The sequence below is a fragment of the Alicyclobacillus sp. SO9 genome (assembly GCF_016406125.1).
Lineage (GTDB): Bacteria > Bacillota > Bacilli > Alicyclobacillales > Alicyclobacillaceae > SO9.
Genome location: NZ_CP066339.1, coordinates 5170877 through 5196104 on the forward strand (window position 1 = coordinate 5170877; position 25228 = coordinate 5196104).

Here is a 25228-nt window from a genome sequence, read left to right on the forward strand (position 1 = left end):
GTTCCTCCTAGGATGGTGTTTCAATTTCTCCAGTGAATGCGTTAATGTAGTAGACGTTGTTGACAGTGACAATGCGCCATACAGGGAACCAGTAGTTAGACGAAACAGTGGAACTTGAGACATTGCTCGGAGCTTTGAGGGCGTACCCCAAGTCGATTTCCTGTATCACATTATCTTGCCCCTGAGAGGATTTGTCCACCGTGTTGTTGGCGAGACTGTTCAGCGCATCCAATGCAGAGATCGTGGGTTTGGGTGTCCCTACCACCTGAACATTACTATAAAGGGTCTGCTGAAACCCAGTGGCCGCCCCGTTTTTGTGCTGCACGTCCAACGGTGCATCAAACATCGGAAGTCCTTGAAAGTTCTCTTCGAATATCCAATTATGTGTGCCAGTGAGCGTTGCGTCTTGCTTGTACTTGTTTCCCGACAGTGCCAGTAAAGCGGCATTATCCGAATTCGAGATTTGTTTCGGTGGATTGAGTGTCACTGTCCATGTGCCTGGCTCATTGATTTTTATCTTTTGCTTGTCGACATTGACGATGCCCGCCTGTTGATTGAAAGAGAAGCTTTTTGCATTGGGGAATAACTGCTTTGCCAATTGGTGCAGATTCAAATTTGCTGTCTTTGCCTTGAGCGACGGCAAATTTGGATGAGTTTGTGGAATGCTGGCCTTAAGACTAAAATCATGTTGAGCCAACAAGGTTTTTGTGTTGGCAATCAAGTCTGTACGAGATTCGATATAGCCTTTCGTGGCCTGCCGCGACTGTACATATTGCCAGCCTAACAGGAGGTCGAGCAGAAGGAAAACAACAATTAACCACGTCTTTGCAGTTTCCCAGTTCATGAATTTGCCCCTCCCTTTATGACCAATCCGGTTACGGCATCAATCGTAGCCTTCAGTTCGCCGTCCGCGTAAATTTGATAGACTGGCTCTAAAATGCCTGTGTTGCTTCCCTTCATCTTCAAGTCGTAGCCAAGTTGCGGAGTGACACTCTGCAAGGATAAATTGAGGCTGGCCAAGGTTTTCGTGAGTTGACTCGAAGAGATTGTCTTTACTGTGCTGGAATGACTCGTGCCCGCGATGTTAATCAGCGGCCGTTGGTACGTCACAATGTGACCGTTGTCAAGGGAAATGCGGTACTGCTGCGCTGTATTTAGTATAGGAAGCCCGTTGAAGATAGACTGAAACACAAAGCTTGTCTGATACGTATTCTCCCCCAGCTTCACCATTGAGTTTTTTGGAATCCCTCCGTGGTTGGTCAGGTAATTCAGAATCGCTGAGACAGAGCCCTGCTGGCCGGCTTCCCCGGAAGCAGCATTTGGGTCTTCAAACGTCAGTTGGCGTGCGTGTGTATTCCACTGCACAGCCCTGCTGCCGTCTGTCCAAATGACTCGTCCCTTATTTTCTTGAATCCGGGTCAAGGCTTGCGTGTTGACAAAGAATGAGTGAACCAAAAGCAACAACGTAGGTTGTTCCAGACTAACTGTGTATTTCTTAACAGAGTACGATTGTTTCGGAACGAGTGTATAAGTGCTCCTATCGAGCATCAGCCACGGGTTCGTTTTGATTTCGTCACCAATAATGTGAGTAAAATGCGAAGGATCAATATCTGTCGTTCCCACATAAGTCTGCGGCCCGGCTAAAAGAGCGATTTGAACCTTGTGGGCTCCGGACGATTGCTGAAACAGAATGATTTGACTTGTCGGCGGTGTAAATGCTGTAGATGCAATGGACGGGACAAACTGGCTTACATTGTCGCGATTCAGTGTGACACCGAACTTAAATACGGCAGACCTGGCGACAGATGCCGGAGAGAAATTTGAGCGCAGTCTCAAATTAGAGACACTGAGTGTGCTCAACATCGTCATCCATCTGTTGTACTCGCCGCTGCCGGGCAAAGCAACGCTGTTTTGCGCAGGTTTCCCAGTACTCACGATAACTTGAGTTGGCCTTGTTACCTGTTGCAATGTGGGTGTCGTCGAATCGGTTGAACGTCCAGAGGACGTACTGAACCCCACTTCTGTTGGACCAAGCCAACTTCCATGCCAAATGAAGTAACTGAGCAACAAACTGAGTCCGGCCAGGAGAAATAACAACAGCGTTTTCAACCGTCGCAGCAGCATTATGTCCTCTCCTCGTTTAGCGGCAGAATAATCGTAACGGTCGTTCCTCTGTTTAGTTCGCTCGTAATCGTAATTCTGCCTCCGTGAAGGTCAATAATTTCCCTTGCGAGAGCAAGTCCCAGGCCTGTTCCGCCTTTCCTGCGTGATCGCGCTTTATCAACACGATAAAATCTCTCGAATACGTGCTCAAGGTCATCTTTTGGAATTCCGATGCCAGTGTCTTCAATTTGTATGTTCAAGTGCGCGTTTGCAGCCTTGGCGGAAATCCTAATGCTGCCCCCTGCCGGTGTATATTTCAGCGCATTCCCCAAGACATTGTCCATCACTCTATCTAGCAGGTCCTTGTCACCATAGATTTGGAGGTGTTGTGCAACATTGTACTGAATGTTCATTTTCTGCTCTTTAATTTGAAGTGCCAATCTCTGTAATGCATCTTCTACCCAACGTCGTACGGGAATTCTGATTGCAGAAGACTTGACTTTCTTGGTCTCAAGTCCGGACAACTGCAGTAAGTCCCTTGTTAGACGTACCATTCTGTCCGTTTCTTGTTCGCAAACGGCGAGAAATTGTGACCGTGTCACCTCATCAATCGTGTCTTCGCCTTCGCGCAGCGCTTCCAGATATGATTTGATACTTGTAAGAGGTGTTCGTAGTTCATGGGATACGTTTGCAACGAAGTCTCGCCTAGACTCATTCAGCTTCTCTTGCTCGGTAATATCCCGAATAACGGCAACGTAACCGGTCAACTCTCTGTTTTGTTTGAGTGCAGTCATGTGAACATGCAACAGTGCTTTACCAAGGCTTCGCACGATACTTTTCTCTTCAACACCTTGTGCCATTTCGTCTCGAAGGCCCAGCCGATCTGCCGCATGTTTTAGGTCTTCATTTCCCTCGGGGAATACTCTAACAGCCGCTTCGTTTGCAAACATGGTATCTCCGTTTGCAGCAAATGCTACCACGCCGTCTCCCATGTACGTAATGACCGCGCGCAGCCGATCCCGTTCGCGTCGATTGTCCTCCAACGCTTTTTCAAGGTGATCGGCAAGGTGGTTAATGGCTTTCCCCAAGTCACCGAGTTCGTCCTCATTGTCCGCCTCGACTCGCTGACTGAAATCCCCTGCAGCCATACCTCTGGCCTGTATCGTCACATCCAGAACCGGCTTCGTGATGGTTCTCGAGAGAATGATGGTGAGTAGAACGGTAATCAGAAGCACAGCCGCACTGGTAGTATAAAAGATTGTCGTGACCTTTCTTACTGTCGTGTACGTGCTTTGAATTGGAACGACATCCTCAACCACCCCAACAAACTTCTTGTGAAACGTGATGGGAACTGCAACCGCCAAAATGTGGTCTCCATTCTGGGGGTCGTAGCGAATACCAGCCACCTTCTTCTTACCCACGAGAACTTGTGTTGCAATGGAGTCAATGCGCTTTTGTCCAACCAAAGCGGTACCTGCAGAGGTGTCCTGAACAATGCCTCGCTTATCAAGAATATATACGATGCCGCTTAACTGTTGCGGGAACGAAGACAAAAGCGAGGATATGTCACCTGGATTCTTCTTTGAATTTGCGAGTTGCGGTGCGACGATGGTTGCAAGAAGCTTTGCTTGCCGCTCCACATTGGCGGTTTCCCCGTTCAGCAGAGAAGAGTTCAATGTCCTGACGAAGTAGGCTCCAACGAGTTGCAGAGCAAACAGGATAAGCAGAAGATAAACGAAGACTAGTTTGACGCGAATACTACGCCACATCTGTGTTACCTCCGCGCTGCAAAGTATCCGACCCCGCGTTTCGTCAGAACGTATTGAGGTTGACTAGGGTCCGTCTCGAGTTTTTCCCGCAAACGCCGCACTGTCACGTCCACGGTACGGAGGTCCCCTTCATAGTCGTCTCCCCAAACGTCTGTTAACAGTTGGTCTCGGGTATAGACCATTCCGGGATGAGCTGCCATGGTGGCCAGCAGTTCAAACTCGCGGTGTGTCAAGGGGATGTCCGTGCCTGACTTTTTCACTTCATAGAGGTTAAGGTCAATTACAACATCACCGATGAAAAGCCTGCGGTTTGAGTTTTGGTCTTGATGATTGTCTTGGTCTTGCCACTGTCTGCGAAGATTCGCCTTGACCCTCGCAACCAGTTCCCTGCCGCTAAAAGGTTTGGTCACATAATCATCGGCACCGATTTCCAATCCTAGGACCTTGTCCACTTCTGAATCTCGAGCCGTAAGCATAATGACTGGGGCCATGCTGAAATTGCGTATTTCGCGGCAGACTTCAAATCCGTCTTTTTCAGGAAGCATAATGTCTAACAGGAGCAGGTCCGGTTCATAAGCTTTGGCCATGCTGACGGCCTCTTCACCATCAAAGGCGGTGATGACTTCAAACCCTTCCCGCTCCAGTGTGAACTTCAGTATATTGGCAATCGGTTCTTCGTCCTCCACCACCAAAACCGTAAACATCTCATTGCCTCCTATGCCTGTGAGCTCTGCCAGCAGTACTGGGCCAACCTATCCTTTAATGACGGTGCACCCAGACGAATCTCGGACTTTTGACAACGGTCTGATACCGACCTAAATTGTGCAGTAACGTGGAGTATTTGTCGCGTTCAAGGGGATTCATTGAAGCAGTTTGGTAACTGCTTAAATCGAACACAGGCGGTCCGAACCACCATGACTTTCGTGTAATATAGGCATTGACTCCAACTAGCTCACCCCGCTGAGCGTATGCCGGTACATCGTATACGTAGGCGTAGCGAGACCAGAAGGCCACACAAAGCAAGATAGCCAGAACAGTAAAAGTACGTATCCAAAAGCGAGTTGTTTGTACAGACCTCAGCATACGTACACGCCGAACCCTGCTGCGTCGGCGTTTACGGATCATTCTTCTGCGCCGCGCAAGCTGCTTTTGGTGCTCACCCCTGGTTAACCTGCTATCTGTTTGTGGCGTCAATCCTGTCACCTTACTCGCTATGAGCCTTCTCTAGATTTACGAATTTGTTGTAGTTTTTCAGAAAAACAAGCTCCACTGTTCCTGTAGGACCATTTCTTTGCTTCGCAATCAGTATTTCGACAATGTTTTTCTTCTCTGATTCGGGATCATAGTAATCGTCACGATACAAAAATGCAACAATATCAGCATCCTGCTCAATACTCCCTGACTCACGAATGTCGGAGAGCATCGGGTGCTTGTCCTGCCTCTGCTCGACTGACCGACTCAACTGGGCCAACGCGACCACTGGCACTTCCAACTCTCTCGCCATCTGTTTTAACATTCGAGAGATCTCGGAGATTTCCTGTTGTCTATTTTCGCCGGAACCTCTTCGTCCATGAATCAACTGTAGATAATCAATCACGACAAACCCTAACCCATACTGCGATTTCAGTCTGCGCAACTTGCTTCGCATTTCTGGAACTGTGATGCCCGGCGTGTCGTCAATGTAAATCGGGGCGCTGCCCAAGGTACTGACCCCCATTGACAGCCTCGGCCAATCTTCATCCTCCAACGTGCCTGTGCGAAGCTTGTGACTGTCAATGTAGGCTTCAGCACACAGCATACGTTGGACAAGTTGCTCCTTGGCCATTTCTAGACTAAAGATTGCAGCGGCTTGGCCAGCGCGAACGGCCACATTCTGAGCAATGTTCAGAGCAAACGCTGTCTTACCCACGGACGGCCGCGCAGCTACAATAATCAAATCCGACTTTTGGAACCCGCTTGTCATCCTGTCCAATTCACTGTAGCCCGTTGGCACACCCGTAAGTTTGCCCTCGTTTTCAAACAACTGCTCAATTTGCTCATAGGTTGTTTCGAGCACGTCTCCGATGTGAGTAAAATCGCGGACACGCTGGTTCTGCGACAAATCGAGGATCTTTCTTTCTGCCTCTGCCAAAACATCTTCAGCATCAGAATCCGCTCGGAAAGAGGCTGTCCCAATCTCCTGGGAGACTTGAATAATTCTTCTCAGCAACGCCTTTTCGCGAACGATTGCTGCATAATGTTCCACGTGAAGCACTGTCGGCATCGCTGCGGCTAGATTGATGACATACTCAGAGCCGCCAAGACTCTCCAAGACTCCCTCATGTTTCTGAAGAGCTTCAATGACCGTAACAACGTCAACCGGATTTCCGTTTTCGTAAATTCCACGCATGGCGCGAAAAATGTGTTGGTGTCCATTGGTATAGAAATCATCCGGTTCCAGCCACTCTGCAGCTTCAGAGACTGCTTCACTGGAAATTAACATAGCGCCCAAAACCGCTTGTTCAGCTTCAATGTTGTGGGGCGGCATGCGAATTGTATCCAGATTCAAGTTGGGTTCTGGTGACCGCGCTGCACTTTCACTCATTTTGCTCTACTCCCTTAGTCATTGCTCAACCTTCCTGTACATCTACGTTGACCGTGGCAGTAACTTCAGGGTGCAATTTGATTTGGACCTTGTGGGTGCCTAAAGACTTGATGTGCTCCGATAATTGAATCTTCCGCTTGTCAACATTGAACCCCTGTTGTTCAAGAGCATCTGCAATATGCTTGGTCGTTACAGCTCCGAACAATCGACCGCCCTCACCCGCCTGCGTGGTAATCGCCACGCGATGAGTCTCCAGCTTGGAGGCCAGTTCCTCTGCAGCACGTTTCTCCGCTGCAGCCAAGCGCTGCTCTTCTTTCTTTTTGTCTTGAAGCTCCTTCATTGCCGCTTCCGTAGCTTCTACTGCAAGTTTCCTGGGTAATAAGTAATTTCTGCCGTATCCCGGTGAGACATCAACCACGTCTCCCTCTTGACCCTGACCCTTCACGTTCGTTAACAGGATTACCTTCATGAAACAAACCCCTTTCTGGAAGATGTCCATCTGCCTCTGAGACAGTAGTTCTCATTATGGCATTGCCAGCACATGTTTATTGGAAGGTCTACTCTATTTTTTCTCAATGTTATGGCGCGCTCGATTGGCAATGTCAAAGACACCAATAATGATTAAAGCCATAGAGATAAATTGAACCGTAGTCCCTATGATGAGAAGAATCAAAACCAAAAAGCGAATCCGGTTTTGATACAGTTTTCTCCAGATTAACGCCAGACCCTGAATGCCTACTAGGAAAGCGCCGATAAGTTCAATGCTATTCAAAGTTTGCCACAAGACATGGTTTCCTTTAAAGGCATTAAACAGGAGCAACAGCAGGCTGAGAAGATATGTCATTAAAACAGAGTATGGTAAGTTCCACTTGCTCAAAATAGAAATTTGCACGGTGTCCCGCAATAACCATTTCAGTATGACCATATTAGCCATCGATAGGACAATCGCGATAATGGCAAGCAGGGCAGGGAACATTAGTGTGATAAAACTCTGCATCTGCTTGATAATCGTATCGGCATTGGAGGAAGACAACCCTAGTGCCTGACTTTCCTGTGTAAAGGTTCTGGAAACCTCTGAGCTCAACGCTCCAAGAATATCGATACCCGTGTATCGGAGCAAGGCCAGCAGTACTAATTCCAGCATTATCAGAACAAGTATAAAGGTAATAAGGGGGCCGAAAAATGAAACCTGTCTCGTGAGTTGTTCGCTCACAGACCACGCCAAAAAATAAAACGCCATTGCAAGTAAGACCGCAAGCCATCCCAAACCAGTAAGTGCAAGTGCAGCAGAAGCAATCAGCGATAAGATGAAACCGGTTCGTCTGCTTCTCAAAATTGTTAGTGCAACTATGGGGGCCGGCAGAAGCCAGAGTGTCAAAACTGAAAATCCGGGAAGTAATCCAAGCGATAGCAACAGTATATACATTACCAGAGCAATGCCTGTTTCCCGATCCATCGGTTTATAGTCCAATTATCCGTTACCTCTTGTTATGAAAATGTCGTTTGAGTTTTTCAGCCCCTGCTGTATCCGCTTCATCTGGGATAATCGTTCCTAACACATTCACGTCGATGTTGCGCTCAATTTCAGCAGGAGAAAAACCGAGTTGTACTCCTAGCACGTAGGCAACCCCAATGAGAGCTCCGAGCGCCTGTTGGACTTCGCGTTGGTTTCCTGAATGTACACCTCGATAGACCTCCGTGACTTGCTGCAACAGTTCAATCTTGACCGTTTCTATAGAGCGGATCTTGCGGGCAATCTGCATGTGCGGTTCCATGTTATTCACAGTATTGCCCTCCTTTATAAGGTAAGCTGATGCGTATATTTGCCTTGCCTGCGTGTCAGCAAGCACGGGTGTCCCATCACCAGTCAATTAGGTCTATATTCCACAATGTAACCTTTGAATCCTGCCCATTTCAAGGAACAACCCAAGGGGTCTGGTTAATGCACGAAAGGACGAGAAGCGTCAAGCCTCTCGTCCTGTCCGATTTACTCCGTTGTATAAGGTAAGAGCGCCACTTGACGCGCGCGCTTAATCGCCGTCGTTACTTGGCGTTGATGGCGTGCGCAGTTGCCGGTGATGCGCCGGGGAAGAATCTTGCCCCGATCCGTGAGGAACTTTTGCAACCGACCTGTGTCTTTGTAATCGGCTACTTTAATCTGATCCACACAGAACTGGCACACCTTACGACGCTTACCGCCTCGACCTCTTCGCGGCATGCTAATCACTCCTCGTCGCAATGATTGTGCTTCTATTTGATACCGAGTGTCACCCGTTAGAAGGGCAAATCATCATCAGAAATATCAATTGTTTGACTATCATCAGCAAATGGATCGTCTTCAAATCGCTGAGACTTGGCAGGCTCTGCCTGTCTGTTATCTGAACTGGTCCCTGAGCCCGACGGCTTCTGTTGGGAGCCATACATGGTGCCAGAGTTCTGTGGATCACCCCGGTCAAGAAAGCGGACTGACTCCGCCACCACTTCTGCGATTTTGACTTTTTGACCCTCTCGATTTTCAAAGCTTCTAATTTGCAGTCTGCCATCTACGGCCGCTTGTCGACCTTTGTGGAGATATTGAGCGCAAATCTCAGCTTGTTTCTGCCACACAACGATAGGGACGAAATCTGTTTCCCTCTCCCCGTTCTGGTTAGCCCGCATACGGTCCACAGCCAGTGTGAAGTTTGCCACAGCTGTCCCGCTGTTGGTGTAGCGAAGGTCAGGATCCTGCGTAAGTCTACCAATTAAAACAATCCGATTCAGCATACTACCCCTCCAGACGAATCTATTCGCCCAAACGTACCGTGAGATACCGAAGAATGCTGTCTTCAATTCTCATGATACGTTCCAGCTCCTTCGTAAAGTCGGTATCCGCTGTGTATTGCATCAGCACATAGTAACCCTCACGGTATTTATCAATCTCGTATGCTAATCGGCGTTTGCCCATTTCCTGGAGCTCGTCGATTTGGCCTTCGTGCTCCGTTACGAGGGATTGATATTTTTCCACCAGCTCAGCCGTTTGCTCGGCCTCGAGATCCGGTTTGAGGACATACATGGTCTCATACTGGCGCATCCCTGTCACCTCCTTCTGGTCTATGGCCCTGCCACTTTAGCAGAGCAAGGATCGGCGCGATTATAAGTGTTTAAAACGTGCCAATGCAAAATGATACCACAGGCGCATACATTGTACAACTTAAAAATGATTTTGCCCGTATAAGGACAGTGTAAACTAGGCAATCGGCCCTTTCACTGCAAGCTATTTTCATAGGGCTGCCGCAGCCCAGTGACAGGTCAATGTGAACGTGGCCGGATGGTGAAGACCTAGAACTGCAAGTTCATGGATTTGAGTGTATAAGTGAAGTACTGACCGATTCTAGACAGCGATTCTAGACATTGAAACGAAAATGCATCACGTCGCCGTCCTGGACGACATAGTCTTTGCCTTCTAGTCGAAGTTTACCTGAGTCCCGTGCAGCTGCATAAGATCCGGTAGTAATGAGGTCTTCATAGGCCACTACTTCTGCGCGAATGAAGCCTTTTTCGAAGTCACTGTGTATTTTCCCGGCCGCTTGGGGAGCTTTGGTTCCTGTCTCAATGGTCCAAGCACGAACCTCCGGCTCTCCTGCCGTAAAATACGTGGAGAGACCGAGCAACTGATAAGCAGACTTAATGAGCCTGTCCAATCCTGATTCCTTCAGACCTAGGTCCCTCAAAAAGGACAACTTGTCCTCTACATCGAGCTCCGCTATCTCTGCTTCTACCTGTGCACTGACAACCACAATTTCAGCTTGTTGTTCTCTGGCTCTCTCTTTGACTTTAGCCACGTGAGGATTATCGTCTGAAGCTTGAAGGCTTCCTTCACCTACGTTCGCAACGTACAAAATTGGCTTCAATGTCAACAAGGGCAAGTCCCGCAAAAACTCAAGCTCATCCTCGCTAATTTCAAGTGAACGGGCTGCGCTTCCGTCAGATAGCGTTGCTTCCAAGCGTTCTAGAAATTCAGCCTCGATTCGATACTTTTTGTCTCCAGACTTCATGTTTTTCCGCGTTCTGTCCAGTCGCCGCTGAACTGATTCCAAATCTGAAAGCACCAATTCCAATTCAATTGTCTCAATGTCTCGAATTGGGTCGACAGACCCGGAAACATGGGTTACCTCTCCGTCTTCAAAACATCGGACAACGTGGATCACCGCGTCGACTTCGCGGATGTGTCCTAGAAATTTGTTGCCAAGGCCCTCCCCTTTGCTAGCACCTGCAACTAGGCCTGCAATATCCACAAATTCAAAGGTAGTGGGAACTATTTTTTTGGGGTGGACGATGTCGGCGAGACCTGTAAGGCGGGCATCTGGGACTTCTACAACACCCACGTTGGGGTCAATTGTGCAAAATGGATAATTGGCTGCCTCGGCGCCTGCGTTTGTAATGGCATTGAACAGCGTAGATTTCCCTACATTCGGGAGTCCAACGATTCCTGCTTGTAATGGCATAAAGTCACCTCTCTGATCTCTCCTGCAGCCTTCATTATAGCAATCCGGTTGAGTGAAACAATAACGGAGAGTGCAAATTCATTAGCTATTGCATGAGTGTTGTACATATGATGGAGTAATCGCATGTGAACTGGTCAGGCACTCCTGCAGCAGAGTGTGTTAGACTGGTAAAAAGCTTGGATTTGGGTAAGAATTATTATAAAAGGGGGGATCGGCCATGTTGAAACGTCTCCTGAGACGACTTAGACGCCGCAAACTTGTCACACGCGGACTGGCCGTCGAGTTGTACCCGAACAAGCGACGCGAGTCGCCATCACGTCATATGTCATCATGCGCTTAGCACCGTTATTGGTGCGGATGAGCCTTCCACTGTGGAGGGCTCGTTTTGTGACAGTGAAGTCGAAAAGCGGCTTTAGAAAAGCGGCTTTAATGGAAGAGAAAAGTGTTTCCCGTGAAACAAAGAATGCCACAGTTGCCGGTGCCCAACCTGTTTTGTTTGGCCTCTTTCATCTTCTCTCTCATTTCAGTATGGCGCAGCATGTTGGCTGTGATATCGTTTAGGGTGCAGATTGCAGTGAAATGTATCTGTTTAGGCTGTCGGCTTTGTGTCATCCGACAATTTCTTCTTAACGATGCGATTGAAACGTGAACGCGGAATGAGGACACTATGACCGCACGCCTCACACTTTACCCGAATGTCCATTCCCAATCTGATGATAAGCCAGCGGTTTCCACCGCAGGCATGAGGTTTTTTCAGTTGGACGACATCGTTCAACTCGTAACTGTCCCCTGCCATTCGCACATCCCATCTCCCTGCCAGCGGTTTTTGTATGCACTATAGCATACGCTCTGTAAGCCGGAAAGACCAGACAGAAGTATCTCCACAGAGTCCCTGCATCAAGTGATGCGAGATAACCTAAGTTGCCAATTAGTTCTTGTCGTCTACGCACGTGCGGCGGACAATGGAACTGTTAGGTATACAACTGAAGCAATGTGAGCAGCCTGCCAGTCAGGTGTGCTAGCAGAGATTGGGACAAAAGCCCTTGTAGAATTGAGAAGTCTTTGATCCAGGCGAGGTTGCCAACAGTCTCTACGGTCAAAAGTGTGAGGTAGACAGCGCTTATGAGACCTAACAGCATGCTCGATGGAATCCATTTCGTCGGAACGACCGGCGGGGCGAGGTCCCATAAGGCTGATACAAGTTGTCCAAGAATAACAAATACCAGAAAGACGGAACCCGTTATCGCAAAGAACAGCATGCTTTTTAGAACTGAATGGGCAATCCATTGGACCGGGATGTGTCCGCCAGTCCATGCAGATTGCGGCGGTAAAAAGTGTCCGATGACAACGGACTGCGCCCTGGTGTTCACGTGTTCTCGCAGCCAATGGAATACTTGACTAGACACTGGCGTAAGGGTGTTTTCCAACCATCCTGAAATGTTATACGCAGTGACTGCGGAGATAAATATCCCGATGGTGTACAGTAGTGCCCTCCACCGCGGCCTCGTTCCAATCCAAATCAACACCCAGGCAAGTTCCGCCACACACAGCATGTCAATCATGTCCCCGCCCCCGCTTCTAGCTTTTCACTTCTTGCTTGTCTATACAGGTATATTTCAGACTAGCTCTACGTATACTGGGAATATTCCGCGATAGGAGGATTCCCTTTGTTCGGAAGCTTAACGAGTTTCACACGTGAGTTTAATGGGCCTTTGCGTGTACCGTACGATGCAGACGACGCTGTAAGACAGTTGTCGTCCGGTTTGACTCAGGTATTTCGAAGCTGCTCTGGAAGGCCAATCGTCATTGTTTGCGTAGGTACAGACAGGTCAACTGGGGACGTGTTTGGTCCAATCATCGGGGCCAGATTACAAGAGAATTTGAACCATCCACGCATTTCGATTTACGGGACACTGGACAACCCTGTTCATGCGGTCAACTTAAGCACAAAACTAGAGGACATTCATCACATCCATAAATCCTCTAATCCGGTTCTAATAGCTATTGATGCCTGTTTGGGAAACTTTGAGCACGTGGGACAAATTGTGTTGGAAAAGGGGCCCCTTAGACCTGGTGCTGGAGTCAAAAAGACACTGCCTGAATTCGGGAGTTACACAATTACGGGTGTAGTGAATGTGGCAGGTTTTATGGAATACTTTGTACTTCAAAATACACGGCTGGGAATTGTAATGAAAATGACGGAAGTCGTGGTGGAAGCTTTGTTAGACAGTATACGATTGTGGGTGCCAAGAGCGACTGACCAACAGCCGGCACGTGAGCGAAAATTATAGAAAATGCGGGCACTACGAGTGCCCGCACAATAACCTGACATATCCGTTATATGAAAAACAAATGCTTCTGGGATTGAGAGCGTCTGAGGGATTTTACCTCTCGACGGTTTGTGCCTCTCTCCCTTGTACCAATTGTTCCTCTTCTGCTGTAAGGGCATATGTCGACTCTCCTGATACGATAGGCTTGCCGTAGGTTCTGGACTCTTCTCGCCCATATATCGAAGAAAGCACAACTCCGTTTTTCTCATCATCCAAGAGTGCTACTGAGTAGCTCAAATCACTGCCTGTGTCAGAGAAGGCATTGTACCTCAACATTTTCGCTGTTGAGACCTTCTTGTGAAGTTTGCCTTCTAGCGAATCCAATTGTGATTCCATCTGTGCCAAGCTCTGCCGCAGCTCCTCCACCTGATTTAAAGTTTGACTGTACACTTCTTCTAAATCTGCAGTGGAGTGAATTTTCTTCCATCGCTTGAATTTTCGCCGAAGGCCCGACGAAGAAGCCAGGGACAGAAGCGCCAGTATAAGAGAAAGCAGTGCCCCAAGTGCTACAACTGCTGCAAATATGTTTTGTGGTGTCCATTGAATTGTCATTAAGTACTGTCCCTCCAGACCTCTATTCTCTCTCAAGGAATAAAATCAAAAGTGAGCCGGAAAGTACAATTGCGCCCATTTAATAACGACTGCAACGACGAGCGCAGGAAGTAGGTTTCCAACGGCAATCTTGCGAATTTCGAACAAATTGAAGCCAATGCCCACGATAAGTAATCCGCCTACGGCTGTGAGACATGCAATAATCGGAGGTGAATTGATGGCGGCACCTGCAAAATATGCGGCAAGTGCAATCAGACCTTCATACAGCACAACAGGAATAGCGGCAAATGATACGCCTATTCCCATGGTCGTTGCAAACACGATTGAGGTAAAGAAATCGAGCAAGGACTTTGCGTATAAGGTCTTGTTGTCACCACTCATTCCGCTTTGAATGGCGCCGACCACAGCTAAGGAACCAACGCAGAAAATGAGGCTTGCTGTCACAAAAGCGTCCGCCATCTGTCCACTTGCCCAAGACTTGGCACGAACCTCCAAATAGTGACCGGCTCTGAGTAACCATCCCTCAATGTCAAGCCACTCACCGATTACGCCACCAACCACCAGACTGATAATAATGATTAGGATATCCTTCTGGTCCGCCAACGCAAAGCCCAGACCAATCAGGATGACAGCCAGTGCAAGTCCATGCATAATTGTGTTTTTCGTATGGGTAGGTATTGCTGGTAACATGAGGCCGATGACGGCACCAGCAACGATGGCGCCGGCGTCCACCAGTACGCCAAGAAGAAACAAACCTTGTTCACCCCTGTTCTGTCCGTTGAACCAATAAATCCATGATGCGGTCTAAGTCATCGTCTGAGAAATACTCAATCTCGATTTTTCCTCTTTTCTTCCCCCTATGGATTTTAACTGAAGTCCCAAGAAACTGCTGAAATTTTTCTTCATAATGCAAATAAGGGTTTTGTTTCGGCGGTTTAGCTGTTTCACGTGAAACAGGTTTATCTTTTTGTTTATAGATTAAGCGTTCCAATTCGCGAACACTATACTCGCCTTTCACCGTCCGATCGGCCAAGTATTGCTGCTGCTCTTCTTCCGCTATCGCCAGTAGAGCCCTGGCGTGTCCCATTGACAGTGTTCCACGTGAAACATGGTCACGAATCCCTTGAGGCAGTTGCAGTAACCTCAACATGTTTGCTACGTGACTCCGGCTCTGCCCCACCCTTTGAGCCAGCTGTTCCTGCGTCAAGTTACACTTGTGGAGAAGATTGGCGTATGCATCCGCAATTTCAATTGCATTCAAGTCTTCCCTCTGAAGATTCTCAATAACGGCAACTTCCATTAACTGAACGTCACTCAAATCGCGAACCACAGCAGGAACACTTGTTAACCCTGTCATTTGTGCTGCTCGATATCTTCTCTCACCAGCAACAATATCATACCCTTTTACGGCACTTCTTCTGACAATCAGCGGCTGAATAATGCCCTGTTCACGGATAGAATCCGCCAACTCCTGCAATTTCTCTTCGTTGAAAGTACGTCGTGGTTGATATGGATTTGGACGAAGATCCGTAACCTCAATGAGAGCAATGTGATCTTCTTCATTCACATCTAACTCAGGGATGAGCGCACTCAACCCTTTTCCTAAGCCACGCTTACTTTTCAACGCGAATCACTTCCCTTGCCAAATCCATGTACGTTTCCGCACCCTTGGACTTAGGATCGTAGTGTTGAACAGGCTGACCGTAGCTAGGCGCCTCACTCAAGCGAACATTTCTAGGAATTACAGTTTGATACACCTTGTCTCGAAAATACTTCTTTACATCCTCAATTACCTGAAGGCCCAAATTCGTCCTAGCATCCAACATTGTTAAAACAACCCCCTCAACCTCAAGGGATGTATTCAGATGCTTCTGTACCAACCGGATGGTATTCAATAACTGACTTAATCCTTCTAAAGCGTAGTACTCACACTGGATTGGAATGAGAATAGAATCCGAAGCTGTGAGGGCATTCACTGTCAAGAGTCCCAACGATGGAGGACAGTCAATGATAATATAGTCGTATTCATTTCGCAGCGACTGAATTGCTCGTCTCAGCCGAACCTCTCTCGATATCGTCGGGACTAACTCAATCTCGGCTCCTGCGAGTTGGATTGTAGCAGGTAATAACGACAAGTTCCGAATTCCAGTGTCGATAATCGCGTCCTTTACTGGAACATCGTTAATGATGACATCATACACACAGTATTTTACATCCGCCTTGTTTACCCCAATCCCGGATGTTGAATTCCCTTGAGGATCCACATCAATTAAGAGAACCTTTTTATCTAGCTCCGCTATCGAAGCAGTTAAATTCACGGCGGTTGTCGTCTTACCGACCCCACCTTTCTGATTCGCGACAGCAATTATTCGACCAGCGGTCACTCAAGTGCCCTCCTTACAGGTAAAGCTGCATACACTAACATCCATTGTACTGCAAAACGAAACAGATTTGATTGTTTCATAGTAGTTTTCATAGACCTTTTTATTTCCACAAAACCAGCACTGAATTCCTGCCATGTAAATCATAAACTACGAGCTAGTAAATCGAAGTACTAGAGAGTATCCGTCAATTTAAATCTTTACCCCGCAATTCGCTTCTACACATAAAAAAAGGGTGGCAAACCACCCCACGCTCACAGATAACTGCAGTTTGGAAAGCGAAACCCTAGTCCTGTCATGAACCAACCAGGCCGTCTCCAAATATAAACTCTTCTTTACTGCGTCGACTTTGGTACCCGAATTACAAACTCATAGTACTCCGAGTCATCCTTCTCTTCACAGTTGACAGTCATCCCGCTTTTCTCAATCATAGACAACGATTCTCGGATTGTATTAACCGCAAGTCTGACATCCTTCGAAAGCCCTTTTCGTCGGGGTCTCTTTTTGTCCTTTTTCCCCTCCAGATTCACCAATGCGTACTTAACTCGTTCTTCCATCGTTTTAACATTCCAATTGTACTCAATACAATTTTTCAGCAGTCCAATTTGCATTTCTTCATTTGGCAATGCTAAAAGCGCCCTCGCATGTCGTTCAGTTATCTCCCGCTTCATCAATGCGTGCTGCACTTCTTCCGGCAAATGAAGCAGTCTTAATTTATTGGCGATCGTCGATTGACCCTTTCCCAATCTCTGCGCCAGACTCTCTTGGGTCAAACCGTGAAGTTCCAACAACTGTTGGTAGGCCGCGGCTTCCTCAACCGGTGTCAGCCCCTCCCTCTGCAAGTTCTCAATTAAAGCTGCCGACGCTGTCTGAGCATCGTTCATCTCCTTCACAATCGCAGGAACCACTGTCCACCCAAGAAATTTCGCCGCTCGCCACCGTCTTTCACCTGCAATCAGCTCATAATGCCCATTCCGACGCCGCACTACGATTGGCTGAATCATCCCATGCGTCTGAATCGTTCGGGCAAGCTCTTGGATGGCATCTTCGTTAAAAATCGTGCGCGGCTGAAAAGGGTTTGAATAGATTTCCTCTACGTTAATGCTCACGACATTTGTATCACCATCACTTTGCCCATCGCGAATGCCGACAATCTTACCCCAAGCCTCTCGCATTTGTTACCCCTCGATTCGTTTCTGATAAATTACTCTGATACTTGACGCAACCCATCAGCATCGTTCTACCAACCTTGGCAGATTTCTTTACACTACTTTTCCAAATTCCGCTGTTCTTCGCTATATTCGACTTCAACTTTTATATTGCAGAATCCTTCTTCGACGACAAAGCTTCTAACATTTCGCCACAACATGACAGAATGTACCGTCTCTGCCGTTTCATTAAAGCGGTTGCTTCTGAGGTACCCCGGCCCTTCTTGGATATTTCGCCGCAGTCAACTTGTCCACTTGTATCACAATCAGGGTACGGCTCCCCATCTCTCTTGGTAATGCAACTGCTTCAGAAGAAACTACTCTCGCATTTAGTTCATTCAACGCATGTCTGGCATCAGTTATCTCATTTCCGACATCAGGACCTTTGTAGGCAACCACATGCCCGCCGGGCCGTGCAAAGGGGACCAGTAGTTCCGATAAAACATTTAATTTGGCCACAGCTCTCGCCAACACAATATCGTACTGGTTGCGATGCGGTTTCTGACGAGCAAATTCTTCAGACCTCGCATGAAAAATCTCTATATTATTCAAGTGCAATTCATCTCGCACGGCTTCAAGAAACTTCGTTCGCTTGTTTAAAGAGTCGCACAGTGTCACACTTATGTCCGGTCTGCAGATAGCCAGAGGGAGCCCCGGCAGGCCAGCTCCTGTCCCCACATCAATGATGCGCCTGATTGGCTCTTCTGGGTCTGTAAAGATATCAATATCAAGCACACTCAAACTATCCCAAAAGTGCTTTATAAATACATCGTCTCGTCCAACGATGGCCGTCAAGTTCATACGCTCGTTCCATTCCATCAGCATCTCGTAGTAGCGGATGAGCGCCCCTCTTTGGGACACCGTCGCAAATCTCGCCAGTAACTCTTCCACGGACTCAATCATTTGCTGCCCTTCTCCTCGTATTCTCTAGGTACACTAATAGAATGGAGATATCTGCCGGTGTCACACCGGGTATCCGAGATGCTTGACCCACCGTCCGTGGTTTCACATCGTTTAACTTCTCCCTGGATTCAATGGACAAGCTTGGCAGGTCATTGAAATCTAAACCCGTTGGAATTAGTTTTTCTTCCAGTCGCTTTTGCCGGTCAATTTCCTGTTGTTGCTTTTGAATATACCCGTGGTACTTCGTCTGAATTACTACCTGCTCTACAACATCCTTCGCTAAGTCAGCACTATCGCTTGGAATTGTCGGGTCCATTTCCCGAATATGCTCGTACTCCACTTCAGGACGTCTTAAGAGTTGGTCCAATGTCGCCGCTTCAGCCAACTGCTGCGATTTTGCCTTAGAAAGAACGGGATTAGCCCGTTCAGGCTGTACCCTTACTCCAGCCAAACGCTTCCTTTCCTTCTCAATTGCTTCCCTTTTACTCATCATTCGATCGTACTTCTTATCACTTAATGGTCCCATAGTATGCCCGTATTCCATTAAACGCAGGTCTGCGTTATCATGACGAAGCAGCAAACGATACTCAGCCCTCGACGTCAAAAGCCGGTATGGCTCGCTGGTTCCTTTAGTAACGAGATCGTCAATCATCACGCCAATATACGCGGCCGATCTCGGAAGTACTAAAGGCGGCTGAGACTTTACTTTGCGAGCGGCATTTATCCCTGCCATAATTCCCTGACCAGCCGCCTCTTCGTATCCTGACGTACCATTAATCTGACCAGCAGTGAAGAGACCTTGCACTAGTTTTGATTCGAGGGTCGGCCACAATTGCGTGGGAACAATTGAATCGTATTCAATAGCATACCCGGGACGAAGCATCTCTGCCTGTTCTAACCCTGGTATCGTCCTCAACACGCCCAACTGAACATCTTCCGGAAGACTCGTGGACATTCCCTGAACATACCACTCGGCGGTTCCGTTTCCTTCCGGTTCAAGAAAAATTTGATGAGACGGCCGATCTCTAAAACGGACAATTTTGTCTTCGATGGACGGACAATAGCGCGGACCCTTACCCTGTATCTCACCCGAAAACATAGGTGCCCGATGGAGATTCTCCATTATTAAGGAATGTGAATTCTCATTTGTATATGTCAGCCAACAGGGAACTTGATCTCTCGGTGGAATATCTGTATCGAAAGAAAAATGTTGCGGTTCTGGGTCGCCAGGCTGTGCTGCCAAATCATCGAACCGAATCGAATTTCGATTGATCCGCGGCGGAGTTCCAGTCTTGAAGCGTACCATCTGAAAACCCAAGTCTAGCAGCGAATCTGTGAGTTTAACTGCCGGCATTTGCCCGTTCGGTCCGCTCTCATAGGATACGTCTCCAATAAAGACCTTTCCTCGGAGATACGTACCCGTCGTCAGCACCACAGACTTGCCGTGGTATTCTACACCAGATTTCGTAACAATGCCCTTAACGCTTCCCCCGTGAGTCAAAATCTCGTCAACCATTCCCTGTTTCAAATCCAGACTTGGCTGTGTTTCCAGAGTGTACTTCATACTCAACCCGTACATTGTCTTGTCCGACTGTGCACGCAGCGCTTGAACCGCAGGCCCCTTACCCGTATTTAGCATCCTCATCTGCAAATATGTCTTGTCCGTATTACGCGCCATTTCACCGCCCAAGGCATCTATTTCTCGCACCACAACCCCTTTGGCTGGACCCCCTATTGACGGATTGCAAGGCATATACGCAATCGTATCCAAATTGATTGTAATAAGAAGTGTTTTGCACCCAATCCTCGCTGACGCCAAAGCGGCCTCAACTCCTGCGTGACCCGCACCTATCACAATCACTTCGTACTCACCGCCAACAAACCGCAACGCTATCACTCCTTAACTCTTGATGTGTTCGTTCTCTATTTTCCGAGACAAAATCGCGAAAAGATTTCGTCCAATAGTTCTTCTCCGACTTCTTCACCTACAACCAATCCCAAACTAGCATAGGCCGATTGCAACTGAACTGCAATCATGTCCAGCGTTACACCCATTTGTGCGGCCGCTACCGCCTCTTGCAGTTCCGACTCAGCATCCTCAAGCAACCTTTTTTGCCTAGCGTTCGCCATATAGGTCAAGTCAGCCGCCTCAACGCTCCCGCCGAGTACCAAACGCTCCATTTCATCCTCCAAAGCTCCTAAACCATCGTGTTCTTTTGCAGAAATCTTCACAACAGCGCTGTCTCCCGCCAACCCGCGCAAACTCCCCTCATCCACGGCTTGCGGCAAGTCAGACTTGTTCACAACAATAATGCGATGAAGTTTCCTTGTCTCACTTAACAATAATAAATCATCCTGTTGCAACGGTTCATTACCATTTATCAGTACAAATACCAGTTCAGCCGTCTCCAAGAATTCTCTCGATTTTGTTACGCCAATCTGCTCAACCACGTCCTCGGTTTCACGAATCCCGGCAGTATCTATCAAGCGGAAGGGAATGCCTCTTACATTTACGTACTCCTCCAACACATCTCTTGTGGTACCGGGGAGTTCTGTTACAATCGCACGATCACGGCGAAGCAGCGCATTTAACAACGAAGACTTCCCTACATTCGGGCGGCCCAGGATTGCAGTCGCTACACCTTCCCGCAAAACCTGACCTATCCTGGCAGACTTGATAAGCTCCCTTATGTTACTTCCCAATCTGGTTCCTACTTCTACAACCTGCGCGCAGGCAACGCTTTCTACATCGTGCTCAGGATAATCAATTGTTACCTCTACCTGTGCCTGCAGCGTCAGTAACTCTCTCCTCATCGCACCCACACTGTCACTCAAATATCCCCTGACTTGACTGAGTGCACTCTGGGTTGCCTTATCGGTTTTGGAGCGAATTAAATCCATTACCGCTTCTGCCTGCGATAAATCGATGCGCCCATTCAGGAAAGCCCTCTTTGTGAATTCTCCTGGTTCTGCAGTTCTTGCTCCCGCTTTTAGTGTGCACTCCAGAACCTTCTGAAGTACCTGGATGCCGCCGTGTACTTGAAACTCCGCCACATCTTCAGCTGTATAGCTGTGAGGTCCCGGCATCCATAGAAGAATACACTCATCTATGACCTCTTGTGTCCAGGGATCGACTATCAAACCATATTTAAATTGTCGCTTTGATACCTCTACTCCTACGTTCGAAGGTGTCCTAAAAATACTCTTCACCACTCGACTCGCATCACTTCCGCTCACGCGAACAATTCCCACAGAAGCCTCGCCAAGAGCAGTCGCGACTGCAGCAATTGTATCTGCCTCTGCAATAGCCACACCTCTACACCTCTCTATATAAACTACAACCCTTCTCTCAGAGAAGGGCCGTACGAATCATCTATCTCACTTTATTAATTCAATTCTGCCTTTTCCCGCGACTTAAATCTAGTTCTATTTCTAGGATGGTCTGATACCCAAAGATGGTCTGCTTCGCCTCCGGCCGCTTACACTTCCTACGCTCGAGTTTACCACCGGAATGACAACTACCTTACGCTGGGGATCCACACCTTCACTGGTTGTCGTAACGTCATCTCGCCCTTGCAAATAAGTGTGAACCAATTTCCTATCAACCGCCGTCATTGGTTCCAGTCCAACCGACCGTCGACTGCGCACAGCTCTTTGAGCAGCTCGTTCTGCAAGTCGTACAATGCTTTCCTTATGCCGCTCCCGATAACCACCTGCGTCAACCGTAAAGCGAATGTGACCATCCAAATTCTCTTGATTCGCAACGATATTCACCAAATACTGCAGAGAATCCAATGTAGCTCCGTGCCTCCCAATAACAACAGGCATATCTGATTCGGAGCATTGAACATTCAACACCTGCTCTTTCTCGCTGCCAGTCTCTGCTTTGAGCAATCGAACTCTGCCTTCAATCCCCATCTTGCGCAGGGTTTCCATCAAAAATTCACGAGCTGTATCCTCTGGAGACAATGATACGGACACCTCAACCTCAGCGCCTCTACCGCCGATGATACCAAACAGCCCTCTCGAAGGTTCTTGCAGGACTTTAATGCTTGCCTGCGTGCGAGATACACCCAACTTCACTAAGGCTGAAGTAACAGCCTCCTCGACGGTCCGGCCTGTTGAGACGACACGTTTCATACTGAATCCCCCTCTTGAATTTGAAAGGAAATCCGGATTATCTTTGTCTTATCCAGAAAGTTGCTGTTATTAAACAAACCCTTGTGACACAATATTAATTAGCAGCACGGTTTTATTCCTCAACTTTTTCATACTGCTCCGCATCAATGATACCGTACTCCAGATTACTCCTTTTTACTTCTCTTTTCTAGCGCTGCTTCCCTGCTTTTTCGAGCCGGATGATTTTGCAGACCCCTTGTTTGAGGTGCCAGAGGCACTTGGTGACCCAGAATTTGAAGTAGTCCCTGCTGACGAATCACCGGTCTGTGAAGTGCTCGCTTGTGTTGTCGAAGTCTCTCTCGTACTTTCAGACGCTCCAGTATCACTCTTGGAACCAGAACCGCTGTCACCCGATGATGTACCTTTTGTCCTATTTGACCCGTTCGCCGTACCTTTGCTGTTCTTAGTTCCAGCGCCCTTGCTTCCTGCACTCTTATTGCCTGTGCTCTTGTTGCCCGTGCCCTTGCTTCCTGTATTCTTGTTGCCTGCACTCTTGTTGCTCGTGCTTTTGCTTCTCGTAGACTTGCCGCTCGCATTATTGTTACCTGCTGCTTTTGCCGGGATCTGACCCGCCTTTTTCTTCGTACCGACAGAACCACCGCTACTGCCAGCAGCAACCGTCCCCGCAGCAGCGGCTGTCTGTACAGGCCTAACCTTAACGAAGTAGCCTTGGGCTGCCGTAAAGACGTTCGTGTAAATCCAATACAGTGCCAAACCTGCTGGCATCCTGCTTCCAATGAAAAAGATGAAAACTGGCATAATAAACAGCATCATCTTCTGCTGCGAATCGTTCCCTGTCATCATCACCCGTGAAGACAAATACGTTGTGATGGCTGCCACAATCGGCAGAATATAGGTATGGTCATGGGTGCCTAGTTGAAATATTCCAAGAAAGGTACTGTTATTCAAAGGGACATTTCCTTCAATTGCACCAAACAGAGCATACAAAACCGGCATCTGAATCAGCATCGGGAAACACCCAGCCATTGGATTGACACCGTGTTGCTGCCACAGTTTTGATGTCTCCTGCTGAATCTTCTGGTTGTCACCCTTGTATTTGGCCCTAATCTTTTGTATCTCAGGTTGAATGGCCTGCATTGACCTTGTATGCCTCATCTGCTTGACAAAGAAAGGCAAAACAATGATTCGAACAATCACTGTGACAGCCAGCAGGGCCAGTCCGTAACTACCCCACAAGTGGTGTGCAAAAAAGTCTATTGAATGGGATACAACTTGCAACACGCTGCCCCAGAAGTTATGCGGCCACACTCCGGGCTTGGCGGGATACATTGAATGAATGCCGCACCCTGTCAGTGAAAAAACAAGCACAATACTAGATAACCACAACCACTTTGAACGTTTTTTAGTCTGACTCTGCAAAAAAGTGTCCTCCTACTTCTCTTTGGGAGCTACGGGATCGTATCCCCCAGGATGCCATGGACCGCACTTCACAATACGACGGGTACCAAGCCAGCCGCCGCGCAAAACCCCATAAGTTTTTACAGCTTCCAGAGTGTACTCAGAGCACGTTGGATAGAAACGACAGCGCCCAGGTAGAATTGGGGAAATTATCAGTTGGTAACCACGGATCAAACCCAATACAATCGCTCGAAACATTTACTGTCACTCCCAAGCACAATCATACCATGAACTTTGCCCTGCGTAATAGCTTCATCAAATCCGCGTCAAGCACCTGATATGATTGACCTTTTGCCCTTGTTCGACACACGATTACAATGTCTACACACGGGAATTTATACCGCTTTGATAAATCGTGAAAACACTCTCTTAAAATTCTCTTCAAGCGATTTCTCTCTACAGCATTGCCTACCTTCTTACTCACTGAAAAACCTACACGGAATTCAGACTCACGGTTCCAGTACCAGTATAGAACGAAATGCGAACTTGCTGTAGACTTTCCCCTTCTAAATACTCGTCGGAAGTCACGGTTTTCCTTAAGTCGATGGATTGCCAGCAAGCCGCAATTCTTCCTTTCTATACGCAATTAAAACGGAAACAGACTTTTAATCAAAAAAAGACCACCGGAGTGGCCTCTTATGCTGACAATACCCTTCTACCTCTGCGACGACGAGCGGCCAATACCTTGCGACCATTCTTCGTGCTCATGCGCTTCCGGAAACCATGAACCTTTTTCCGCTTACGCACATTTGGATTATAGGTCGGCTTCATTACGCCACCCCCTTTTTTTCATAAAACACACTAGGCTCCATTATAAGAAGTCTGCCTGTACAAAGTCAACTTTTTTGGCCTGGTAAATTTCCCATACCGTCAGGTATTCGCAAAAGTTCGAGATTTTTCACAAAAAATCGGCGTCTTAGCCCCAGGAACAAATCTGCAACTATTCTTTACTTATCCACAAAAACAACATAACGCGTCCGAAAAATGTACTTATAGAAAGAAAGTTATGCACATGTGAATAAACAAACCCCCAGCCTGTTCATCTCACAAATGAGAAGTCTGTGAAATTGTGGACAATTCGTCTGATTCATTGCCTATTATCGACAGAATCTGATATGATTAGACTTGCTCTTATAGACGGAATCTGTGAATAAGTTGATTTTTCCACAACGTTACCCACAAGCTGTGGATAACTCATTCCACACCCTATGTATATGTTAATTATTTATCCACACGTTGTTAACAACTTTGTGTTGATCCGTGTATAACTCAATTCTTTCCTTATCCATTCTTTCTTCAGGGGGTTCATTTTAACC

General features: G+C 47.6%; 30 protein-coding genes. 2 read left to right on the forward strand and 28 right to left on the reverse strand.

Going from position 1 to position 25228, the window contains the following annotated elements:
- Positions 1-7: 7 nt before the first annotated feature.
- The 13 genes from yycI to ychF form a co-directional block, all read right to left on the reverse strand.
- Positions 8-844 carry a two-component system regulatory protein YycI gene (yycI, locus tag GI364_RS24140; protein ID WP_198851690.1) on the reverse strand — a complete coding sequence of 279 codons (837 nt, stop codon included), beginning with the start codon at positions 842-844 and terminating at the stop codon, positions 8-10.
- Entirely contained in the window at positions 841-2124 is a 1284-nt protein-coding gene (gene yycH, locus GI364_RS24145) for a two-component system activity regulator YycH (RefSeq protein ID WP_198851691.1), read from the reverse strand. The genes yycI and yycH overlap by 4 nt, the downstream gene beginning before the upstream one ends.
- On the reverse strand, positions 2124-3872 hold the full coding sequence (locus GI364_RS24150; RefSeq protein ID WP_198851692.1) for an ATP-binding protein: 1749 nt from the start codon (positions 3870-3872) through the stop codon (positions 2124-2126). The genes yycH and GI364_RS24150 overlap by 1 nt, the downstream gene beginning before the upstream one ends.
- 5 nt (positions 3873-3877) lie before the next feature.
- A complete protein-coding gene (locus tag GI364_RS24155; protein ID WP_198851693.1) occupies positions 3878-4576 on the reverse strand; it encodes a response regulator in 699 nt (232 codons plus the stop codon).
- Between the two features lie 55 nt (positions 4577-4631).
- A complete protein-coding gene (locus GI364_RS24160) occupies positions 4632-5066 on the reverse strand; it encodes a hypothetical protein (protein WP_198851694.1) in 435 nt (144 codons plus the stop codon).
- Positions 5067-5076: 10 nt separating this feature from the next.
- On the reverse strand, positions 5077-6456 hold the full coding sequence (gene dnaB, locus GI364_RS24165) for a replicative DNA helicase (protein ID WP_198851695.1): 1380 nt from the start codon (positions 6454-6456) through the stop codon (positions 5077-5079).
- Positions 6457-6481: 25 nt separating this feature from the next.
- Positions 6482-6925 (reverse strand): 50S ribosomal protein L9, encoded by a 444-nt coding sequence (gene rplI, locus GI364_RS24170; protein WP_198851696.1) that lies wholly within the window; start codon positions 6923-6925, stop codon positions 6482-6484.
- Positions 6926-7018: 93 nt separating this feature from the next.
- Complete coding sequence (locus GI364_RS24175; protein ID WP_198851697.1) at positions 7019-7927, reverse strand: DUF2232 domain-containing protein; 909 nt, start codon at positions 7925-7927, stop codon at positions 7019-7021.
- A gap of 7 nt (positions 7928-7934) precedes the next feature.
- Positions 7935-8231: a MazG-like family protein gene (locus tag GI364_RS24180; RefSeq protein ID WP_233096216.1), complete on the reverse strand. Its 297-nt coding sequence runs from the start codon at positions 8229-8231 to the stop codon at positions 7935-7937.
- A gap of 212 nt (positions 8232-8443) precedes the next feature.
- Positions 8444-8674, reverse strand: coding sequence for a 30S ribosomal protein S18 (gene rpsR, locus GI364_RS24185; RefSeq protein WP_198854197.1), 231 nt, complete (start codon positions 8672-8674; stop codon positions 8444-8446).
- 56 nt (positions 8675-8730) lie between these two features.
- Positions 8731-9219: a single-stranded DNA-binding protein gene (gene ssb / locus GI364_RS24190; RefSeq protein ID WP_198851699.1), complete on the reverse strand. Its 489-nt coding sequence runs from the start codon at positions 9217-9219 to the stop codon at positions 8731-8733.
- Between the two features lie 19 nt (positions 9220-9238).
- Complete coding sequence (gene rpsF / locus GI364_RS24195) at positions 9239-9526, reverse strand: 30S ribosomal protein S6 (RefSeq protein WP_198851700.1); 288 nt, start codon at positions 9524-9526, stop codon at positions 9239-9241.
- A 313-nt stretch (positions 9527-9839) separates the two neighbouring features.
- Complete coding sequence (gene ychF, locus GI364_RS24200) at positions 9840-10940, reverse strand: redox-regulated ATPase YchF (RefSeq protein ID WP_198851701.1); 1101 nt, start codon at positions 10938-10940, stop codon at positions 9840-9842.
- A gap of 387 nt (positions 10941-11327) precedes the next feature.
- On the opposite strand from ychF, the gene GI364_RS24205 reads away from it, so the two are divergent.
- The gene (locus tag GI364_RS24205; protein WP_198851702.1) at positions 11328-11501 is read left to right on the forward strand and encodes a hypothetical protein; all 174 of its coding nucleotides are present in this window, start codon (positions 11328-11330) and stop codon (positions 11499-11501) included.
- 28 nt (positions 11502-11529) lie between these two features.
- Here GI364_RS24205 and GI364_RS24210 read toward each other — a convergent pair whose 3' ends face one another.
- Both GI364_RS24210 and GI364_RS24215 read right to left on the reverse strand, forming a co-directional pair.
- Positions 11530-11736 (reverse strand): DUF951 domain-containing protein, encoded by a 207-nt coding sequence (locus tag GI364_RS24210; protein ID WP_198851703.1) that lies wholly within the window; start codon positions 11734-11736, stop codon positions 11530-11532.
- 175 nt (positions 11737-11911) lie between these two features.
- A complete protein-coding gene (locus GI364_RS24215; RefSeq protein WP_198851704.1) occupies positions 11912-12502 on the reverse strand; it encodes a hypothetical protein in 591 nt (196 codons plus the stop codon).
- Positions 12503-12607: 105 nt separating this feature from the next.
- Here GI364_RS24215 and yyaC point away from each other — a divergent pair, with 105 nt between their 5' ends.
- Positions 12608-13231 carry a spore protease YyaC gene (gene yyaC / locus GI364_RS24220; protein WP_233095946.1) on the forward strand — a complete coding sequence of 208 codons (624 nt, stop codon included), beginning with the start codon at positions 12608-12610 and terminating at the stop codon, positions 13229-13231.
- 93 nt (positions 13232-13324) lie between these two features.
- Here the strand turns inward: yyaC and GI364_RS24225 are convergent, their stop codons facing one another.
- From GI364_RS24225 to rpmH, 13 genes are all read right to left on the reverse strand, one after another.
- Entirely contained in the window at positions 13325-13822 is a 498-nt protein-coding gene (locus tag GI364_RS24225; RefSeq protein ID WP_198851705.1) for a DUF4446 family protein, read from the reverse strand.
- 45 nt (positions 13823-13867) lie between these two features.
- Positions 13868-14575: a DUF554 domain-containing protein gene (locus GI364_RS24230; protein WP_198851706.1), complete on the reverse strand. Its 708-nt coding sequence runs from the start codon at positions 14573-14575 to the stop codon at positions 13868-13870.
- 7 nt (positions 14576-14582) lie between these two features.
- Positions 14583-15446, reverse strand: a complete 864-nt coding sequence (locus GI364_RS24235; RefSeq protein WP_233095947.1) for a ParB/RepB/Spo0J family partition protein — start codon at positions 15444-15446, stop codon at positions 14583-14585.
- On the reverse strand, positions 15436-16206 hold the full coding sequence (locus tag GI364_RS24240; protein WP_198851707.1) for a ParA family protein: 771 nt from the start codon (positions 16204-16206) through the stop codon (positions 15436-15438). Before GI364_RS24240 ends, GI364_RS24235 begins: the two co-directional genes overlap by 11 nt.
- Before the next feature lie 332 nt (positions 16207-16538).
- On the reverse strand, positions 16539-17378 hold the full coding sequence (gene noc / locus GI364_RS24245; protein WP_198851708.1) for a nucleoid occlusion protein: 840 nt from the start codon (positions 17376-17378) through the stop codon (positions 16539-16541).
- A gap of 222 nt (positions 17379-17600) precedes the next feature.
- Entirely contained in the window at positions 17601-18314 is a 714-nt protein-coding gene (gene rsmG, locus GI364_RS24250) for a 16S rRNA (guanine(527)-N(7))-methyltransferase RsmG (RefSeq protein ID WP_198851709.1), read from the reverse strand.
- Positions 18307-20202: a tRNA uridine-5-carboxymethylaminomethyl(34) synthesis enzyme MnmG gene (mnmG, locus tag GI364_RS24255; RefSeq protein ID WP_198851710.1), complete on the reverse strand. Its 1896-nt coding sequence runs from the start codon at positions 20200-20202 to the stop codon at positions 18307-18309. The genes rsmG and mnmG overlap by 8 nt, the downstream gene beginning before the upstream one ends.
- Positions 20203-20237: 35 nt before the next feature.
- Positions 20238-21626: a tRNA uridine-5-carboxymethylaminomethyl(34) synthesis GTPase MnmE gene (gene mnmE / locus GI364_RS24260; RefSeq protein ID WP_233095948.1), complete on the reverse strand. Its 1389-nt coding sequence runs from the start codon at positions 21624-21626 to the stop codon at positions 20238-20240.
- A 120-nt stretch (positions 21627-21746) separates the two neighbouring features.
- Positions 21747-22454: an RNA-binding cell elongation regulator Jag/EloR gene (jag, locus tag GI364_RS24265; protein WP_198851711.1), complete on the reverse strand. Its 708-nt coding sequence runs from the start codon at positions 22452-22454 to the stop codon at positions 21747-21749.
- A gap of 174 nt (positions 22455-22628) precedes the next feature.
- Complete coding sequence (gene yidC / locus GI364_RS24270; protein ID WP_198851712.1) at positions 22629-23873, reverse strand: YidC/Oxa1 family membrane protein insertase; 1245 nt, start codon at positions 23871-23873, stop codon at positions 22629-22631.
- A gap of 12 nt (positions 23874-23885) precedes the next feature.
- Positions 23886-24110 (reverse strand): membrane protein insertion efficiency factor YidD, encoded by a 225-nt coding sequence (yidD, locus tag GI364_RS24275; RefSeq protein ID WP_198851713.1) that lies wholly within the window; start codon positions 24108-24110, stop codon positions 23886-23888.
- A gap of 22 nt (positions 24111-24132) precedes the next feature.
- The gene (gene rnpA / locus GI364_RS24280) at positions 24133-24498 is read right to left on the reverse strand and encodes a ribonuclease P protein component (RefSeq protein WP_370541819.1); all 366 of its coding nucleotides are present in this window, start codon (positions 24496-24498) and stop codon (positions 24133-24135) included.
- Positions 24499-24548: 50 nt separating this feature from the next.
- Positions 24549-24683, reverse strand: a complete 135-nt coding sequence (gene rpmH / locus GI364_RS24285; RefSeq protein WP_198851715.1) for a 50S ribosomal protein L34 — start codon at positions 24681-24683, stop codon at positions 24549-24551.
- Between the last annotated feature and the right edge of the window lie 545 nt (positions 24684-25228).